We start from the raw sequence: 17,232 nt of genomic DNA, 5'->3' as shown, positions 1-17,232 counted from the left end.
TATTTATTCTTCTTTAAATCTCTGTCAATCTGGGAATCAATTGCGCCAAATTACAAGGACGATTGCGAGAATCGAGTTGGTCTTTGATAATACTCCATCCTGTTTGACAAGCACCGCTAGAACCAGGTAGACAAAAGATATAAGTACCGTTAGCCACGCCAGCCAAAGTCCGAGACTGAATGGTAGAGGTTTTAATTTCTTGATAGGAAATCATCCGAAATATTTCGCCAAAACCTTCGATTTCCTTATCTAGTAATGGTTTAACGGCTTCTGGAGTCCCATCTCGTCCTGTAACTCCCGTACCACCAGTAGTTAAGATTACTTGGACAAATTCATCTGCCACCCATCTGGATATTACGGCACGAATTTGGTAAATGTTATCGGTCACAATGGTTTTTTCTGCTAAAGAATGCCCTGCTGTGGTTAAGTTATCCACTAATATTTTGCCCGATTTATCATCTACTTCGGTTCGCGTATCGGAAACTGTTAGCACGGCAATTTTTAAAGGTATTAAAGATTCATTTTGATTCATATTGGTTATACAAACAAAGATTTAACATTGCGATCGCTTAGTTATATCTTGAATAGATAAAGCGACTATTTCGTTAACAAAAACATCAGCCTTCTGTGAAAATATATTCTCAATGGTACTATCCATGATAAACTTTTATCAGTACATGAATACTAATAAAATATGAATATTGCTAAATAAGCTAATCAAGGAAAATGATTGAATACAAGCAAGGCAACCTCTTAGAAGAACATACTGAAGCCCTCGTCAATACAGTCAACTGTGTTGGTGTGATGGGGAAAGGTATTGCTTTGCAATTCAAACAAGCATTTCCCGAAAACTTCAAGCAATACAAAAAAGCTTGTGATGCTAAACAAGTCCAACCAGGACAAATGTTTATCACCTCTACAGGTAAACTATTTCCTAAATACATTATTAACTTTCCTACCAAACGTCACTGGAGAGGAAAATCAAAAATAGAAGATATTGAATCTGGATTAAAAGCTTTAGTTGAAGAAGTACAAAGACTTGACATTAAATCCCTAGCTATTCCTCCTCTGGGATGCGGTAACGGTGGATTAAACTGGAAGCAAGTCAAGCCGATGATTAGCAATGCTTTTGCAGAATTACCAGATATTAAAGTAGTAATTTTTGAACCTGGGGGCGCACCAGTAGCCGATAAAATCAAAGTCGCCACCAAAAAGCCAAATATGACTCTTGCTCGTGCTTTATTTATTCGGTTGTTAGAAATATATGAAATTCCAGGTTATCGCTTAACTAAAATAGAAATTCAAAAACTGGCATATTTTCTTCAAGAAGCAGGGGAATCCTTAAAACTTAACTACGTAAAACATCAATTTGGACCTTATGCAGATAATTTGAATCATGTATTGCAAAGATTAGACGGTCATTTTATTCGGGGTTATGGAGATCGCTCTCAACAATCTCAAATGTATGTCTTACCAGAAGGAAAAAAAGCAGCATATAATTATCTAGAACAGCATCCTGAAGCTAATGAACGTTTAGAAAAAGTTAGTAATTTAATTAATGGTTTTGAAACTCCTTATGGAATGGAAATGCTAGCAACCATTCACTGGGTAGTTACGAAAGAAGATCTTCAAGCAGCAGAAGATTGTGAAAAAGCGATCGCGCTAGTGCAACAATGGAATGACAGAAAACGCAAACTATTCAAACCCAGTCATCTACAAAAAGCCTGGGAACGTCTTAAGCAGCAAAATTGGTTGAGTAATTCATCTGCAATTAATGGGTAGTAATTAATAAGCTTGCGATCGCAAGCGATCTTGATCGTCAATATAGCTGAACTATAGCTTTTTGGAGGCTATTGAAAAAATTATGCTCAAAAAAGTAACCTTTTCTTGTATTTTTACCACTAATAAATATACGTGTTTTCAAATTAGTAGAAGTTGTGAGTCAAAAAACAGATCCCGAACTCGTAGCTTTAGCCCGCTGCGGTGACAAAGTTGCATTCAGCCATTTAATCAAACGCCATCGCTCGCTCGCATTCGGCATTGCTCGAAAAATGGTTGGCAGAGTAGATATTGCTCAGGATCTGGTTCAAGAAGCTCTTTTGCAAGCTTATCTTTCGATAGATCGACTGCGAGATGACGACCGCTTTCAATCTTGGTTTTGTGGAATTGTTTTAAATGTTTGCCGTAGTCATATTCGCCATCAAAAAATTAATTTCCTCTCCTTTGAAGAGATTATGGGCGGAATGAAAGTAGACGCAGACATTTTTGGCGCAACTTCTCCCAGCCCGATGAAAGTTGCTCAGGAACAAGAACTATACAATCTAGTGCTAGAAGCAGTTAATTCTTTATCTCCCAAAAATAGAACTACAGTATTACTGTTTTATTTTGAGCAATTAACCATATACGAAATTTCTGCACTTTTAAATAGTTCTGTGACAGCAGTCAAAGGTCGTCTGCATAAATCCAGAAAACAGCTAAAAGAAAGATTTATACCACTTTACCTAGAAGATAAAAGAATCGAACCTATGATACAAGTTACCGTTGCAGATTTGATTTATTTACCAATTGTCGAGCTTCCAAACAGTGTTCTCAATTCAAACAGTTGTGTAGCAATTTTGTGGGATGAAGTGAATCGTCGATTTTTACCTATTTTTGTGGGAATTCCTTCAGGAGAAGCGATCGCTCAAATTCTTACAGAAACTTCCCTAACCAGACCGATGACTTTCCAGTTTATGTCCAATATATTACAGGCTGCCAATGTGAACTTAAAGTCGGTTAGAGTGGAATCTCTGCATGAAGATATTTATTACGCCATAGTTTCTCTAGATTGTGAAGGTCAAATTAAAGAAGTAGATGCGCGACCGAGTGATGCGATCGCCTTAGCATTACTCATGAACAGTCCGATCTATGTTAACGAAGCAGTTATGCAAGAGGCTGCAATCCAAGTTCCATCAGATATCGAGAATGCACCGACTGGTCGAGGATTATCCGAACTTATGAGTTACCGCCAGCAGAAACAGCAGGAACTTAAGAAAAAACGACAAGAGGAGCAATCGCAGCTAAAAAGCAGAGAGGAAAACTGGGAAACAATAAACAATCTAACGATGAAGTTCTTATTTCATCGAGATCGATTGTAATACGGAAGCTAAATGTTATTCTTGTTAGCGATCGCTTTACTATCTATAAGTTAATCTACTTTCATTCATCTTAGACAGTAATTATCTTTCTACCAGTAACCCGTTTTCACAAGTGTCTTGCTCTGTACTAACTGTCTCCAGTGTTTCAGGGGCTTCAGGCAAAGCAGAGGAGTGATGTTCTATAATCTCCCATTGATTGTTGCTGCCTTTATGATAGACAAAACTATAGCGTGCAGGTACTACTTTGGTTTGACCGTCTTTACTATAGGTGAAAGTATAGTAGCCAGTGTTAATAGCAACATTTTCATCGTACACTCTTACGCAACCTTTATATGAACTAACGCTCAATTCGGGAAGCTTAGCAAAATACTCAAAGTAATCGCTGATTTCTACGGGGGTAGACCTTACTTGCTCGGAGACAGTACCCCACAAAACTCCATCTTCGGCATATAGTGCTACCACTTCATCTACTACTTCTTCAGAACCAGAAGTGACTGTATCTAGCCAGATATCAGTACTTTGTGCTACCTCTTTTTCGGCTTTTTTCATTATCTGAATCATTGTTTGAGCAAAACCAGATAGAGGAGTAATAGCAACTAACAAGGCTGTCACAGAAACAAAAGAGATTAATTTCTTTTTGTTCCAAATTGAATTAAAAAAATTCAAGCTGCCTAAAATAACTGAATCTTTTAATAAGGACATATTTTTTACCTAAATCTAACCAAAAACAACAATATCAGATTTTAGCAAGAATGATTATCATTCTTGCTAGCTGAGAAATAATAATCTAAATAAATTCCCGATGAAGGCGATAAAAAATTTCGCTTTGGATACCCTCTAAATCTTATTTTTATTAACTAAAACTTGCGCCAAATTTGCCCTTAACTCAGCCAAAGTCATCGTTCCAATATCTCCTTGCTGGCGAGTGCGAATGCTTAAAGTTTGGGTTTCGACTTCCCGCTTGCCAACTACTGCCACTACAGGGATTTTTTCTAGTTCGGCATTACGTATTTGTTTGCCCAAACGTTCCCCTGAACAGTCTATTTCTACTCGATAACCAGCCTGTTTGAGATTAGCAGCGACAGCTTCAGCATATTCTCTTTGTGCTTCACTCACTGGTAGCAAGCGTACCTGTATCGGTGCTAGCCATAAAGGAAAATCTCCTGCGTAGTTTTCAATTAAAATCCCGTAAAAACGCTCTAAAGACCCAAAAATTGCCCGATGAATCATAATCGGACGTTGACGAGAACCATCGGCTGCTACATATTCCATGCCAAAGCGTTCTGGTAAATTAAAATCTACCTGGATAGTGGAACATTGCCAAGTACGTCCAATGGCATCTTTGATTTTGATATCGATCTTAGGACCATAGAAAGCACCACCACCTTTATCTTCCAGGTAGTCCCAACCTTTATTATTCAAAGCTTCTACTAAAGCCTGAGTCGCCAATTCCCAACCTTCATCTGTACCGACAGACTTATCTGGGCGAGTGGAAAGATTGACTTCATAGTCTTTAAAACCAAAATCTGAAAGAATTTTTTCCGTTAAATTCAGCACGCCCAGAATTTCCCCTGCAATTTGGGTAGGCAAACAAAAAATATGGGCATCATCTTGAGTAAAACCCCGCACCCGCATCAAACCATGTAGGACACCAGAACGCTCGTAACGATACACCGTACCTAATTCTGCCCAGCGCAAAGGCAATTCTCGATAGGAATGGAGGTCATTTTTATAGGTTAAAACGTGAAAAGGGCAGTTCATGGGCTTGATTTGGTAAGCCTGTTCCTCGATATCCATCGAATCGAACATATTTTCGCGATAAAAGTCAAAATGTCCCGATGTTTTCCATAATTCTAAGTTAGCGACGTGGGGAGTATAGAGGAGTTCGTAACCTGCATCTAAATGAGCTTTACGCCAATAATCTTCAATGATGTAGCGCATAGTTGCACCGCGAGGATGCCAAAATACCAAACCACCACCTGCACCTTCTTGAATGCTAAACAGTTTTAAATCTTTGCCTAGTTTGCGATGATCTCTACGCTTGGCTTCTTCTTGTTGTTGTAAATAAGCTGATAACTGTTCGGGAGTTTCCCAAACAGTACCATAGATGCGTTGTAATTGAGCTTTGGTTTCATCTCCCCGCCAGTATGCCCCAGCTACGCTTTCTAAGACAAAAGCCTTGGGGTTAATCTCTCCTGTATAGTTGAGATGAGGTCCCGCGCACAAATCCCACCAAGATACAGTAGCGGGAATTTTGACGGGTTTAATCAAAGAAGGTTCTGGTAAAGCACTCTTTAGCTTTTCTCCTACATTGGGCAATCTACCGCCGTCAGGACTGCCGATATAGTAACGAGTGATGGTTTCTCCTTCAGAAATGCTATCTAAAATTTCTAGTTTGTAGGACTCTTCTAGTTGTTCAATTTCTGCTTTAATTTCTTCTCTAGTTACCTCTTCCCGAATAATGGGCAAATTAGCTTTAATAATGAAGCGCATTTGCTTGGTAATTTTTTTCAAATCTTCAGGAGTAAAAGGTTGCGGGCGATTCTCGTTCCGAGACGCTACGCGAACGAAGTCGTAATAAAAACCCGCATCTGTAGTTGGTCCAATCGTAACTTTTGTCTCTGGGAATAGGATTTGTACTGCCATTGCCATAACGTGAGCGCAAGTGTGACGAATGCGCTCTAGTTGTTCTGGATTGGCAATTTGTAAGGGAGACTGAGTTAACTGACTGACCATTGTTGAATTATTATAATGATAATCGTTATCATTATAGCGCAAATCAAATCTGGAATAGAAACAAAAAGAGCATGAGAGTGTTTAATTAATTACGCTGAGATACTCAGATAGATAGATCCTACAGATTGATTTTTTCGAGCTTCTGTTTTGTCGCAGAATCTGGATCTGGAATAAATAAAACCAGCTTTGTGCTGGGGGGATCGTTCAATCTGACTTTTCACGGCATCTTTTGAAGGGTATATAAGTTGTGTAACAATATTCGCTAACAATTTTATCCATTTCGAGAAATCTGCCCTCTCGATAGAGCAAAATAATTGAGCAGATTTTGAGTGGTGAATGAATCAGACCAAAAATTTAATAACCGAAAAATGTGACTTTGGAGATCAGCGTTTAACCAAAAGGGCTATGTTCATCGAATCGAGATTATCGTTAAAATATGGCAAACCACTCTCCGCGATTTTTGAGAGAGCAAGTGACCTGAAAAGAGCTTATGAATTCTTTGCCAATCCGAAAACTAGCCTAAACAGTGTGTGCCAACCCTATCATCTTCAAACAGCAGAGCAGATTAAAGAACTCTCAATCGTATTAGCAGTAGGAGATACAACCTATCTCGATTACAAGAAAATCCGCGAAAAAAGAGCCGAATATGGACCCATTGGCAATGGTGGGAATGGACTAATTTTACATAGCACCTTAGCTGTAAATGGGGAGAATGGACAACCCATAGGATTATTAACAGAAAAACTGTGGCATCGAAATCATGAAGAAAGTAAGAGTTTAACTCAGAAACAGAAGCAGAAAAAGCAAGCGGAAGCAAGAAGACGTCCGATTGAACAAAAAGAATCTTATAAATGGATAGAAGCTCTCCAATCCGTCCAGAAACTCTTAGAAAAATCCGAACCAGAGAGTATTAGCACCAAAGTAATTCATGTATTTGACCGAGAAGGAGATATCGCGGAAGTCTTTGAACAAGTCAGTCAAACCGCAAATACAGGGTTAGTGGTAAGAGCAGCACATAATAGGGCATTATCAGAGTCAAACAGTTATTTATGGTCATGGCTCCCATCTCAATCTATCAAGATGGAAGTAGCAGTAGAATTAGCCAAAACCCCAAATCGAAAAGAGCGAACCGCTACTCTGGCAATTAGATATGCACCCATCAAACTTCGCAGTCCTGCCAGAATGAAAGAACCAGAATATTTTGAAGTTTATGGGGTTTATGCCGTAGAAATTGACCCCCCAGAAGGCTGTGAACCCGTAGAATGGATGATCTTGACCTCCGAACCCGTTACCAATGGGGAACAAGCACAAACCATTTTACGATGGTATACTTACCGTTGGCGAATTGAAGAATATCATAAAATTCTCAAGTCAGGGTGTAAAGCGGAAAGCTATCGTCTATCTGGAGATAGTATGCAAGTTTTACTGGGATTTTTAACGAATATCGCTGCACAATTGTTAAAAATGACCTATGTTCATCGAACCAAACCAGATGCACCTGCATCTTCAATTTTAAATCAGGTACAAATTGAGGTTTTAGCTGCCAAATTTGGAAAATCAGTCACCGCAGTAGATTTAACGGTAGCTTGGGCGATACAAGCTGTAGCTCGTTTGGGCGGTTACTTGAGTCATCGCCGAAAGAGTAATATTGGCATCACGGTGTTATGGCGTGGCTTTTTAGAGCTGCAATCTTTATGTGAAGGATGGCAATTACGCTCCCCTGGTTGAAGTTTAGAAGCGAGTTGATTGTAACTTTGGAGAGGACTAGAATGAGAATATAGTTGGCGAACTTTGTTACACAACTATATCCGATTATTTCTGAGCTGAACTATGGCTAATGCCCGTCAACAGAAGGATCTAGCCACTCGTCTAGATGAACTTAAACATCTTATTAAACAACTCCAACAAGATATTCAAGACATAAGGGACGAAGGTGAAATTGCTCCGTCTGGTTGTTGGATTGTGCGCTACCAAGCTAAAGGAAAAAAGGGTGGTCGTTATTGGTATTACAAATGGATGTCCCATGAGCCGATTTTTGTCACCAAAAATGGCAATCCTTCTCGTCATCAATATTTAGGTATAGTCATTCTAAATAATTTCCGTATGATTTAACGATGTCATCCAAGGAAGTACCAGGAGCGGAATAAATACGTCTTTTTTTGAGGATGCCCTAAAGGATTAGCTTCGCGTCGCAAAGTCTTGTTCGATACGATTAAAATCAGGTGAATAGGGTGGTAAAAACAAAACTTTGTGACCCGCTTGTTCGGCAATGCGAAACACATCATCCTTGCGATGAAATGCCGCATTATCAAGAATTAGAGTGGAGTTTGGTTTCAATTCGGGAATTAGATGCTCTTCGAGCCATTGATTAAACCATAAAGCACCATTTACTTCCTTTAAAAAGAACTGGTGCTAACAACTCTTTGCCTCTTTTGCCAGCTATCAGACTTGTTCTTGTTCCTCTTTTACCATTGCGATTGGCGAAGCCACTGCCCTTCGGGCAATCGCCGTAAGTTTTTTGTCCTCGTTTTGACCAGCCATAAGGACGATAGACATATTCTTCAAAGCCTGATTCATCCAAGTAAACTAAATTGCTTGATCCGTCAAGAATGACAATTTTACGTAAATTTCTCAGAAAGCTGATTCGCTCACTATGCTTACGTTCAGTGTATTTCAGCGTTTTTTTTACGAGTTAACTTCATTTGCTTCTGGGCATACCCAATAGCACTCGTATGCACTCCAAAATATTGCGCCCTTTCTCTTAACAAAGCATCTGGATTTTCTTGAATATGTTGGGCAATTGCTAGAGAGTCTAGTTTTCGCTTTCTTCCAAGTTGTGGTGCTGGAGTCAAATTCTTTCTTCGACACCAATCATTCACACACCATAGACTTACCTCATATCTTCTTGATGCTTCGGCTTTGGAGCCTCCAGCCGCTACAAAGTCCACTACCCGCTTTCGCAAATCTACACTATAAGTCATCTAACCTGATTGATTTCTCATCTAGCTTATATTATTTCATATGTTTCCTATTTAGAATGACTATAAAGCTGGAAGTCAAGCTTATTTGAAAGCGGTTGAAGCTCTATCACGTCGTGGTCGAATTGAAGCTTTGGAGCGAGGGATGAGTACACTTTCAATGGGTTTGTCAGATTTGGTTGAGGAAACCTCAAGATTGAACAAAAGTTAGCGAACATTATTACCTAGTTTTTTTTCGACCCAAGATACCGTGAAAAGTCAGATTTGAGTTAAATGTAGTTCTGGGGTAGCTAATTCAAATAGATAATTGCGCTCTGGTTCGCTTAGGCGAAGTGTTCGGGCTATACTATCGAGGGTTTGAGCAGAAACATTAATTTCTCTTCCTTGCTCTAGCCATGTATACCAAGTTAAACCAACTCCAGCTAGTTGAGCAACTTCTTCGCGTCGAAGTCCTGGAGTTCTTCTTCGAGAACCTTTGGGCAATCCAACAGTTTCTGGAGAAATGCGACCTCGACGTTGTTTTAAAAACAAACTTAGTTCTTGGCGACGTTTTCGCTTGTCCATCATAAAGTTTTAGTTTAGATTGCTCTATTTATCGTATTGGTTTGTATACCAGCATAAATTAGCTTCTTGTTAAGAAATAGTGTTCCTTTTACGATGACGACAAAAGTTCAAACATCAAACATTTATGAAATGGTCTGTACATTCTAGGATTCAACACGTTAGTTTACGGCGACTCCAAAATTTGGTTGGATTTGGTAGCGTCGGTTTGTCGTTCTCTACTAAAATTATCAAATTTCAGCTTTGGGCGATCGCTGTAGGTGTGTTGTTCGTTGTAATTGTTAGTTTCAATCGGGTCGAAGCAACAGAGATGAACAACAATACAAATTCAGAGGTCTATCATTTCAAGATAGGAAGTTTTCAAGTTGCGGTAATTTCTGACGGTTTGTTAAAGTTACCACCCTTACCAACCTATGCACCTACCGCAAATCCGCAAGAGGTCGAACGTGCCATGCTGGAGCGATTCTGGTCGCCTAATGAATTGAACCTTTACTTTAACACTGTTTATGTCGATACTGGAAAACACAAGATTTTAATAGATACAGGTGCGGGAAGTGAGCTAGGAACTGGACTTGCGCGACTTATTCCCAATTTGCATAGTATTGGCATTGAGCCACAAGACATTGACGCCGTTATTATCACTCATGCTCATCCCGACCATATTGGAGGTATTGTAAAAAACAACGGTCAACTAACGTTTCCCAATGCTAGATACCATATTTCAAAAGCGGAGTGGCAATTCTGGACGGCTAAAAATATTGACCTGTCATCCCTTAAAATTCCCGTTCAATTCAAGGAAAGTATTAAAGCTGCTGCACACAAACACTTAGAAGCGATCACCGATCGCGTTAATCTTTTTCAGCCAAAGCAAGAAATAGTTCCTGGTATTTATACTATTGATGCAGCAGGACACACACCAGGACAATCGGTACTCAGAATTGTTTCTGATAACGAGCAACTGATTGTAGCTGCTGATGTTTTTTTCAATCCAGCATTTGACCTGGAACATCCTGATTGGCAGACTGGATTTGATTTTGATCCCCTACAAGCGCAAATAACACGGCGTAAACTTCTAGACGAAATTGTCAGAGAAAGAACTATGGTTGTTGCATATCATATGCCTTTCCCCGCATTAGGTTACGTACGCTCGCGGAAAGATCGATATGAATGGCAGCCAGTTCTTTGGCAATTTGGCGATCGCCCAATATAGAGATAATTGAAAATAATTGCGATCGCTGTTTGAATTATAGAAACAAAAAAAATGAGGATAAATTTACAATTGCCATAACAGAATTATAGATTTGCCAAGATGTCTCATACTAAAAACTCTTTCACTTGAATTCATAAAAATACTGTTTGTGTATTTAGCTGTATTGATTTTATCAAATAATATTTTCAGAGATTTGAGGAAATGCGATTACGAAGTTAGCCGTAGGCATCGCTTGGCTAGGCGCAAGTCTAATCCCCTTAATTAAGGCAATTGATTGCGAAGACGACGCAAACAATTAATTGATGCAATACAATCACAACCAAATATTTCTACAGCAGTATCACTTTCTTCATCAGTAACATTTAGTAAAGCATCTTCAGGGCGAGCTACTGGATCGATTTCTGGGATATTTTTCCGAACATCCTGCAATTGTTGAGCTTCAGCGCAAAAGTATCGAGCCACTTTGGGATGACGGACACAGGCTTTGAGGGATTCTTTTGATGTTGTTTGGTTAGGGCTAAAAGATCCTTTGGTTAGGAGTGCTTGTATCTTAGTGGCTTCGACAGCATTACTAGATTTAGAAATTGCTAGTAAAGAGATTATTGAAACAATAGCTCTACGGTTACTCGCCAAGAAGGAAGGTACTTTCATAGGTATTCTTAATGTTTTCTCTTAACAATAATGATAATCGTTATCATGAAATTGTCAATCTGCTAGAAACCTGTTTATAACACCCGAACGATTAAGCGCGGACAGATAGAGATTTTGAGCGCGGGGGATGCTTTCGGTGTGATGAGCATATCCAACCGCGCTGTTGAGGAAATCTTAAATCCGTGTCCTCAGATTTTCCGAACGAGTTAAAATGATAATCATTATCAATATACAGGAGACAAACTAACTTAAAAATATGACTCGTCTAAACTTCAGCCTGTCCGATGCCTTGCCATCCCTACCCAAAAGCGGAATGCCAGTAACGATAATTACTGGTTTCTTAGGTAGTGGCAAAACCACCCTACTCAATCAAATTTTACAAAATAAAGATAATCTGAAAATAGCGGTATTGGTCAATGAATTTGGCGATATTAATATTGACGAGCAACTACTTATTTCAGTGGAATCAGATATGGTAGAACTGGATAATGGTTGTATCTGTTGTACCATCAATGACAGTTTAGTAGATGCAGTTTATCGGGTTTTAGAAAGAGAAGAAAAAGTAGATTATTTAGTAATTGAAACCACAGGATTAGCCGATCCGTTGCCAATTATTCTGACTTTTCTCTCCACAGAATTAAAGTTTCTAACTCATATTGATGCGGTAATTACGGTTGTGGATGCAGCAGCTTTTGATGCCAAACATTTTGATAGCGAGGCTGCCTTAAGCCAAATCAGATATGGCGACATGGTGATTTTAAATAAGATTGATTTAGCAACTGAAGATAAAATTACTGAATTAAAAGCATTTATTGAAGACCTTAAACCAGGATACAGAATCTTACCCAGCGAATATGGTAAAGTACCGTTACCTCTAATTTTAGATATTGGTTTAACCCAAACAGATAACTATCAAGCTGAAATTTCTGAGTTTCGACGGGACAAATCTGCTTTCAATAATCATTTAGCCGATGATGGTTTTAATTTCGTTTCTTTTCAAAGCGATCAAGAATTGGTTTTGTTAGCACAAAAGGGAGATAAAGCTGCATTTAGTCAACTTGTATGGCGTTATCAACCAATGGCTAAACATCTTGCCAATCGAATAATCGCCAACAATGAATTAGCTCTTGAGTTAGTGCAAGATGCTATGTTACAAGCTTATTTGTCTCTACCAAAACTCCGCAATCCAAATAGTTTTAGAAGTTGGCTATACGGTATCGTTCTTAATGTTTGTCGTAATTATTTACGTCGTCGTAAGCTAATTTCATTTTCTCTCGAAACCATGAAAGATTTTGGTAGTGAACCGTCGCCAGCCAATGGAAGTTCTCCCAATCCACAGCAAGTCGCCGAACAGCAGGAAGCTTACGCCGAGTTGCTACAAGCTCTCGATACCCTATCTCACAAAAACCGCCAAGCAACTTTGCTGTTTTATCAAGAACAACTTAGTTTGCAGGAGGTGGCAACTCGTTTAAATATTTCCGTAGCAGCGGTGAAAGGACGCTTATATAAATCTCGCCGTCAGTTGAGAAGCCAGTTACTACCTCTACAAAAGAAAACTCAATCTACATTACCCCAGGATAAAACAATGACTAATAAAACTGATAGCCAACCCCTGTTAGACATAGAAGTCTGCTGTTCTTTTTGTAGAAAAAATAATAAGCAGGTAGAGCTTTTGATTGCAGGTCCACCAATTGGAGATACTGGTCTTTACATATGTAATGAATGTGTAGATATATGTAACAAGATTATTAGTCACGAAATTCCTCACATGACCCCAGAAGAAGCCGAATCATTAGTGCGTTCCCAGAAATCAACCGATTAAAACAAAATGTCAATTTTTTTCTATATGTGGGAATTACTCAAAAGCGATCGCCTTAATAATGAAAGCAGTATTGTTTTAAGCAACACAACCTTCTAGTAATTCTTTTAATTCCTCTGGTTCTAAATTCTGTCCGATAAAAACTAATTGATTTTTGGGCGTAGCTTTCCATTCATCATCTTCAATACCAAAACGCTTTCCACTACTGGTACGGGATCGGCTACTCCTGTAGTCTCTACAATCAAATAATCTAGTTTTTCTTTGCGCTCTAAAATTTTATGGACGGTTTTAACTAAGTCATCATTGATGGTGCAGCAAATACAGCCATTATTTAGCTCTACGATGTCATCATCGCTCTTTATAATCAATTCGTTGTCAATACCAATTTCGCCAAACTCATTGACTAGAACCGCCGTTTTCAATCCTTGCTGTTGAGTCAAAATATGGTTGAGTAGAGTAGTTTTTCCGCTACCCAAGAATCCTGTAATGATGCTAACGGGGATGCCTTGTATCGATGTATCCATTAACTAATCGATGATGAGTATATGTGATAACGATTATCATAACAGCTTCGACTTTTTGAGCTGACCAGATGGAGAATAAAATATTCCCCTAATAGACTTTTGAGAACGATTATCGTTATAATGAATATTTGTAAACCAAATTGCTTCTCTTCACTATGTCAGAGATCTCCCAGCAAGGATTACCAGTCACTATAATTACGGGCTTTCTCGGTAGCGGGAAAACCACTTTACTCAATCAAATCCTGCAAAACGAACTGAATCAAAAGGTTGCAGTATTAGTTAACGAGTTTGGCGATATCAATATCGACTCTCAACTTTTGGTAGCTTATGACGATGACATGGTGGAATTGAGCAACGGTTGTATTTGCTGCACCATTAATGAAGGCTTGGTAGAAGCAGTAACGCGAATCTTGGCTAGGGAATCAAAAGTAGAGCGTTTGATTATTGAAACTACTGGTGTAGCCGACCCTTTGCCGATTATTTTGACTTTTGTTGGTTCGGATTTTCGGGATTTTACGCGCTTAGACTCGGTTATCACCTTAGTTGATGCAGAAACCTTTACCCCAGAACATTTTGAGAGTGAGGTGGCGTATAAGCAGATTGCCTATGGGGATATTCTTTTGTTGAATAAAACCGATTTAGTAGATAGAGAACAATTAACCGCATTAGAAACCTATATTGCTTCGGTTAAAAATAATCCCAGAATTATTCATACCCAATACGCTCAAGTCCCCCTACCTTTAATCTTAGATGTAGGATTAACTCAGACAGATAGTTTGCCTGAAGCAAAACATCGCGAACATCATCACTATCATTCCCATCATCTAGAAGCCGATGGTTTTGTGTCCCTGTCCTTCAAGAGCGATCAACCCTTTGATGTCTATAAATTTCAAAAGTTTTTAAACGAAGGACTTCCCCTCGAAGTATTTCGTGCTAAAGGAATTGTTTGGTTTGCAGGAAGTCAATTACGTCACATCTTCCAACTCTGCGGACAGCGCAACGATATTAAGTCCGAACCTTGGTCTACTCCTCCTGTTAACCAGTTAGTCTTTATCGGTCGTCATTTAGATACCGATAAACTCCGCCAACAGTTAAATGACTGCTTGGCTACTTCCGTTACTGTTTAATTTCATCTTATTCAAATTTATGACCTTAGCTAAGTCCGAACCAAATCAATTGGACAAAATCGATACTAAATTACCCAAACTAAATACTACGCAACAGCACGGACATCTCACGCATTTGAGGGAACCTCAAATGACGTGTCCTCCTCCTGTATCAGAAGAGGAGATGCGCCAAGCAGTACGGACTTTACTCTTAGGATTGGGAGAAGATCCAGACCGCGAAGGCTTGAAAGATACCCCCAAAAGAGTGGTCAAAGCCTTAAAATTTCTGACTTCTGGCTATCATCAATCTTTAGACGAATTGCTCAATGGGGCAGTATTTCACGAAAATACTGATGAAATGGTCTTGGTTAGAGATATCGATCTGTTTAGCTCCTGCGAACACCATATTTTGCCCATTTTAGGTCGCGCTCATGTAGCTTATATTCCCGATGGTAAAGTAATCGGACTGTCAAAGATTGCTCGTATTTGTGAAATGTACGGACGACGTTTGCAGGTGCAGGAAAGATTAACCGCCCAAATCGCCGATGCACTCCAAGGATTATTACAACCAAAAGGGGTTGCAGTAGTAGTCGAAGCAAGCCATATGTGTATGGTAATGCGGGGAGTACAAAAACCTGGTTCTTGGACTTCCACTAGTGCGGTTAGAGGTGTATTTGCTAATGATGCAAAAACCCGTCAGGAGTTCATGAGTTTAATTCGCCACAACCCTGCGTTGCGTTAATTGATTTGCGTGTCACTATCAGAGATGGGTCTGAACTCATCTCTTTTTCTAGATACCGTAGTTATCATCATCTTTCATTTTTATCTTAACGTGCGATCGCCAGTTAGTTATTTAAAAATTAATTTTTAGCAAGATATAATTGACTTTTAATTTTTCCAGAGGAAATTAATGAATAAGAAATTACTGACTACTTTAGGTTGTTCTGGTTCAATAGTATTCTCTCTATTAGGGACTAATTCTGTTAGTGCTAAAGAGTATGTTTTTACTGCTCCTGAATTAGATAGTCAAATGGCTGAAATTCCTGAAAGTGAGACAGACTATCCTTTTGTGGGCTGTGGTTGTAGTGCTTATGATGCTGAAACCGCCGCTAAAATCGACCGAGAAGGAGATATGGCAATTGAGCTTTACGGTTGTGACTGTGCTAGTCATAGAAATCTGGTGCGGAATATTGATTCCAATAAAACAAACGACAATTACAAGAACTTAAAGCTTTGAGAAAAAAGCGATCGTCAACCTAGAAATTGATACGTTGATAATTGACACTCCCACAACTTAGCTCCTAACGTCGCTTGTCCTAAAGGATACACCTTCGGATAAAGTTGGGGATTCTTGGTTCGGCGAATCACCGTTAGACAGCAGGTTTGCACCCTAAAGGGTGAAGCTTCGTGACGCAAAGCTAATCCTTTAGGGCTTTCATCCGCACCTTGCTGCGCTGAAGATGCGGTTTTCTCGCTCACACTGATAAAGGTATGATTTTCGGATAATGCGATCGCTAACTAAATAATCAATCACAATTGGATTTTGATCTAATGTCCTGAATGCAAATTTAGGCGTATCCGCAAAAAGAATCTAGCATCTTCATTTTTCCTTGAATTGCCAAGAGCTTACTCATTTCTTATCAAGATGATATTTAACTGTAGTTGTACTCACATCAAACTCTTGTGCGATCGCCTCATCAGCTATTAGCTATCAGTTTTTAAATATCTAACAAAGCTTTTTATCGTCTGAAATTAACTTTATAACTTTAAGATTATTATTTTCATTTTGATTGTCAAATTTACTCTTATATCCTTGTCTAAGGATAAATTCTCGTAAGTCACAAATCTCGTTTTCAAAATGTTTTAGTTGTTTCTTTAGCTTCTTGTTTTCATTTAACAGTTCAATATTTTGAGCTTTGAGGTGTTCAACTGAATTTTCGCTTTGTGACATTTTATAAACATTTGTAGCTAGGACCTTTATCTCTTTTTTTAGCTCTGCTTTTTCTTGTTCAATTATTTTGTTTCGGTTACGTAGCTGAGTAGCAATTATCTGATGTGACTTAGTAGTAGGTGTTTGAGGTTTAACAAGGTTATACTTCTGCTGTTCTCTAAGAGTTTGAATTCGATATGCAAGCTCTGGATACTTGTAAATGTAGCTAGTAGAAACTCCAGCTTCTCTTGCTACAGAACGAATAGTAATTTTGTGATTTTTCTGAACAAGTGTTTGAATAGCCTTTTCTGTTTTCTTTAAAGCATCATTCTTTTTCTGTTCGGCTGCTGATTTTAAAGCTTCTATTCTCTTATCTGACATCATTATTATTGTTCTAAACTAATTTATTTTAATTTTCAACTAGCTATCAGTTATGGTCTCTAAGCAAGAACCAAATGGTCGCGTCTTTTCCTAACTAATAGTATCTATAGTTACAAATATCTCCAGGCGATCGCGGAGCCTGGACGGAGTCCAATCGCCTCCGGCGGTGGGCGGAGCCCAATTACTTCTAGGTATGAGT

16 protein-coding genes and 4 pseudogenes are annotated in these 17,232 nt (G+C 38.9%); 10 read left to right on the top strand and 10 right to left on the bottom strand.

What is annotated here, in order from left to right:
* Positions 1-13: 13 nt before the first annotated feature.
* A complete protein-coding gene (moaB, locus tag PLEUR7319_RS0118540; protein WP_019506724.1) occupies positions 14-532 on the bottom strand; it encodes a molybdenum cofactor biosynthesis protein B in 519 nt (172 codons plus the stop codon).
* Positions 533-726: 194 nt separating this feature from the next.
* Between moaB and PLEUR7319_RS0118535 the strand changes: the two genes are divergently transcribed.
* Together PLEUR7319_RS0118535 and PLEUR7319_RS0118530 are read left to right on the top strand one after the other, a co-directional pair.
* Positions 727-1,782: a macro domain-containing protein gene (locus tag PLEUR7319_RS0118535; RefSeq protein WP_019506723.1), complete on the top strand. Its 1,056-nt coding sequence runs from the start codon at positions 727-729 to the stop codon at positions 1,780-1,782.
* Between the two features lie 155 nt (positions 1,783-1,937).
* Positions 1,938-3,137 carry a bifunctional nuclease domain-containing protein gene (locus PLEUR7319_RS0118530; RefSeq protein ID WP_019506722.1) on the top strand — a complete coding sequence of 400 codons (1,200 nt, stop codon included), beginning with the start codon at positions 1,938-1,940 and terminating at the stop codon, positions 3,135-3,137.
* Positions 3,138-3,218: 81 nt separating this feature from the next.
* On the opposite strand, the gene PLEUR7319_RS0118525 is transcribed toward PLEUR7319_RS0118530, so the two are convergent.
* Together PLEUR7319_RS0118525 and thrS are read right to left on the bottom strand one after the other, a co-directional pair.
* Entirely contained in the window at positions 3,219-3,839 is a 621-nt protein-coding gene (locus tag PLEUR7319_RS0118525; RefSeq protein WP_019506721.1) for a DUF4440 domain-containing protein, read from the bottom strand.
* Positions 3,840-3,974: 135 nt separating this feature from the next.
* Positions 3,975-5,873 carry a threonine--tRNA ligase gene (gene thrS / locus PLEUR7319_RS0118520; RefSeq protein ID WP_019506720.1) on the bottom strand — a complete coding sequence of 633 codons (1,899 nt, stop codon included), beginning with the start codon at positions 5,871-5,873 and terminating at the stop codon, positions 3,975-3,977.
* Between the two features lie 336 nt (positions 5,874-6,209).
* Between thrS and PLEUR7319_RS0118515 the strand changes: the two genes are divergently transcribed.
* Positions 6,210-7,601 (top strand): IS4 family transposase, encoded by a 1,392-nt coding sequence (locus PLEUR7319_RS0118515; protein ID WP_019503390.1) that lies wholly within the window; start codon positions 6,210-6,212, stop codon positions 7,599-7,601.
* Between the two features lie 102 nt (positions 7,602-7,703).
* The gene (locus tag PLEUR7319_RS35930; RefSeq protein WP_019503389.1) at positions 7,704-7,985 is read left to right on the top strand and encodes a hypothetical protein; all 282 of its coding nucleotides are present in this window, start codon (positions 7,704-7,706) and stop codon (positions 7,983-7,985) included.
* Here PLEUR7319_RS35930 and PLEUR7319_RS43585 read toward each other — a convergent pair.
* Positions 7,957-8,854 (bottom strand): annotated as a pseudogene (locus PLEUR7319_RS43585) (IS630 family transposase). The gene PLEUR7319_RS35930 and the pseudogene PLEUR7319_RS43585 sit on opposite strands and share 29 nt — an antisense overlap.
* A 285-nt stretch (positions 8,855-9,139) precedes the next feature.
* Positions 9,140-9,418 (bottom strand): annotated as a pseudogene (locus tag PLEUR7319_RS0118500) (helix-turn-helix domain-containing protein); the annotation flags it as partial.
* 121 nt (positions 9,419-9,539) lie between these two features.
* Between PLEUR7319_RS0118500 and PLEUR7319_RS0118495 the strand changes: the two are divergent.
* Positions 9,540-10,622, top strand: a complete 1,083-nt coding sequence (locus tag PLEUR7319_RS0118495; RefSeq protein ID WP_019506718.1) for an MBL fold metallo-hydrolase — start codon at positions 9,540-9,542, stop codon at positions 10,620-10,622.
* Positions 10,623-10,883: 261 nt separating this feature from the next.
* Here the strand turns inward: PLEUR7319_RS0118495 and PLEUR7319_RS0118490 are convergent, their stop codons facing one another.
* Positions 10,884-11,273 carry a hypothetical protein gene (locus PLEUR7319_RS0118490; protein ID WP_019506717.1) on the bottom strand — a complete coding sequence of 130 codons (390 nt, stop codon included), beginning with the start codon at positions 11,271-11,273 and terminating at the stop codon, positions 10,884-10,886.
* Between the two features lie 256 nt (positions 11,274-11,529).
* Here PLEUR7319_RS0118490 and PLEUR7319_RS42770 point away from each other — a divergent pair.
* Positions 11,530-12,798, top strand: a pseudogene (locus tag PLEUR7319_RS42770) (sigma-70 family RNA polymerase sigma factor); the annotation flags it as partial.
* 60 nt (positions 12,799-12,858) lie between these two features.
* Positions 12,859-13,095 (top strand): ClpX C4-type zinc finger protein, encoded by a 237-nt coding sequence (locus PLEUR7319_RS43580; protein WP_202804300.1) that lies wholly within the window; start codon positions 12,859-12,861, stop codon positions 13,093-13,095.
* Positions 13,096-13,170: 75 nt separating this feature from the next.
* On the opposite strand, the gene PLEUR7319_RS43575 is transcribed toward PLEUR7319_RS43580, so the two are convergent.
* Entirely contained in the window at positions 13,171-13,278 is a 108-nt protein-coding gene (locus PLEUR7319_RS43575; RefSeq protein ID WP_083892578.1) for a GTP-binding protein, read from the bottom strand.
* 2 nt (positions 13,279-13,280) lie between these two features.
* Positions 13,281-13,616: pseudogene (locus PLEUR7319_RS0118480) on the bottom strand (GTP-binding protein); the annotation flags it as partial.
* 155 nt (positions 13,617-13,771) lie between these two features.
* Between PLEUR7319_RS0118480 and PLEUR7319_RS0118475 the strand changes: the two are divergent.
* The 3 genes from PLEUR7319_RS0118475 to PLEUR7319_RS0118465 all read left to right on the top strand — a co-directional run bounded on the left by PLEUR7319_RS0118475 (position 13,772) and on the right by PLEUR7319_RS0118465 (position 15,959).
* Positions 13,772-14,743: a GTP-binding protein gene (locus PLEUR7319_RS0118475; protein ID WP_019506714.1), complete on the top strand. Its 972-nt coding sequence runs from the start codon at positions 13,772-13,774 to the stop codon at positions 14,741-14,743.
* Between the two features lie 19 nt (positions 14,744-14,762).
* Positions 14,763-15,464, top strand: a complete 702-nt coding sequence (folE, locus tag PLEUR7319_RS0118470) for a GTP cyclohydrolase I FolE (RefSeq protein ID WP_019506713.1) — start codon at positions 14,763-14,765, stop codon at positions 15,462-15,464.
* A 168-nt stretch (positions 15,465-15,632) separates the two neighbouring features.
* The gene (locus tag PLEUR7319_RS0118465; RefSeq protein WP_019506712.1) at positions 15,633-15,959 is read left to right on the top strand and encodes a hypothetical protein; all 327 of its coding nucleotides are present in this window, start codon (positions 15,633-15,635) and stop codon (positions 15,957-15,959) included.
* A 14-nt stretch (positions 15,960-15,973) separates the two neighbouring features.
* Here PLEUR7319_RS0118465 and PLEUR7319_RS40790 read toward each other — a convergent pair whose 3' ends face one another.
* Positions 15,974-16,201 (bottom strand): hypothetical protein, encoded by a 228-nt coding sequence (locus PLEUR7319_RS40790; RefSeq protein ID WP_144054336.1) that lies wholly within the window; start codon positions 16,199-16,201, stop codon positions 15,974-15,976.
* Between the two features lie 247 nt (positions 16,202-16,448).
* The gene (locus tag PLEUR7319_RS0118460; protein ID WP_019506711.1) at positions 16,449-17,036 is read right to left on the bottom strand and encodes a DUF6262 family protein; all 588 of its coding nucleotides are present in this window, start codon (positions 17,034-17,036) and stop codon (positions 16,449-16,451) included.
* Positions 17,037-17,232 lie beyond the last annotated feature (196 nt).

The organism is Pleurocapsa sp. PCC 7319, assembly GCF_000332195.1.
Taxonomy (GTDB): Bacteria; Cyanobacteriota; Cyanobacteriia; order Cyanobacteriales; family Xenococcaceae; genus Waterburya.
This window is presented reverse-complemented; position numbering and strand designations above follow the sequence as displayed.

Excerpts from the sequence above, each read along its gene's own strand:
- PLEUR7319_RS0118515 (WP_019503390.1), top strand. The coding sequence starts at position 6,210 with ATGAATCAGACCAAAAATTTAATAACCGAAAAATGTGACTTTGGAGAT.
- PLEUR7319_RS35930 (WP_019503389.1), top strand. The coding sequence starts at position 7,704 with ATGGCTAATGCCCGTCAACAGAAGGATCTAGCCACTCGTCTAGATGAA.
- folE (WP_019506713.1), top strand. The coding sequence starts at position 14,763 with ATGACCTTAGCTAAGTCCGAACCAAATCAATTGGACAAAATCGATACT.
- PLEUR7319_RS0118460 (WP_019506711.1), bottom strand. The coding sequence starts at position 17,036 with ATGATGTCAGATAAGAGAATAGAAGCTTTAAAATCAGCAGCCGAACAG.
- PLEUR7319_RS0118465 (WP_019506712.1), top strand. The coding sequence starts at position 15,633 with ATGAATAAGAAATTACTGACTACTTTAGGTTGTTCTGGTTCAATAGTA.
- PLEUR7319_RS0118495 (WP_019506718.1), top strand. The coding sequence starts at position 9,540 with ATGAAATGGTCTGTACATTCTAGGATTCAACACGTTAGTTTACGGCGA.
- PLEUR7319_RS0118475 (WP_019506714.1), top strand. The coding sequence starts at position 13,772 with ATGTCAGAGATCTCCCAGCAAGGATTACCAGTCACTATAATTACGGGC.
- PLEUR7319_RS0118490 (WP_019506717.1), bottom strand. The coding sequence starts at position 11,273 with ATGAAAGTACCTTCCTTCTTGGCGAGTAACCGTAGAGCTATTGTTTCA.
- moaB (WP_019506724.1), bottom strand. The coding sequence starts at position 532 with ATGAATCAAAATGAATCTTTAATACCTTTAAAAATTGCCGTGCTAACA.
- thrS (WP_019506720.1), bottom strand. The coding sequence starts at position 5,873 with ATGGTCAGTCAGTTAACTCAGTCTCCCTTACAAATTGCCAATCCAGAA.
- PLEUR7319_RS0118525 (WP_019506721.1), bottom strand. The coding sequence starts at position 3,839 with ATGTCCTTATTAAAAGATTCAGTTATTTTAGGCAGCTTGAATTTTTTT.
- PLEUR7319_RS43580 (WP_202804300.1), top strand. The coding sequence starts at position 12,859 with ATGACTAATAAAACTGATAGCCAACCCCTGTTAGACATAGAAGTCTGC.
- PLEUR7319_RS0118535 (WP_019506723.1), top strand. The coding sequence starts at position 727 with ATGATTGAATACAAGCAAGGCAACCTCTTAGAAGAACATACTGAAGCC.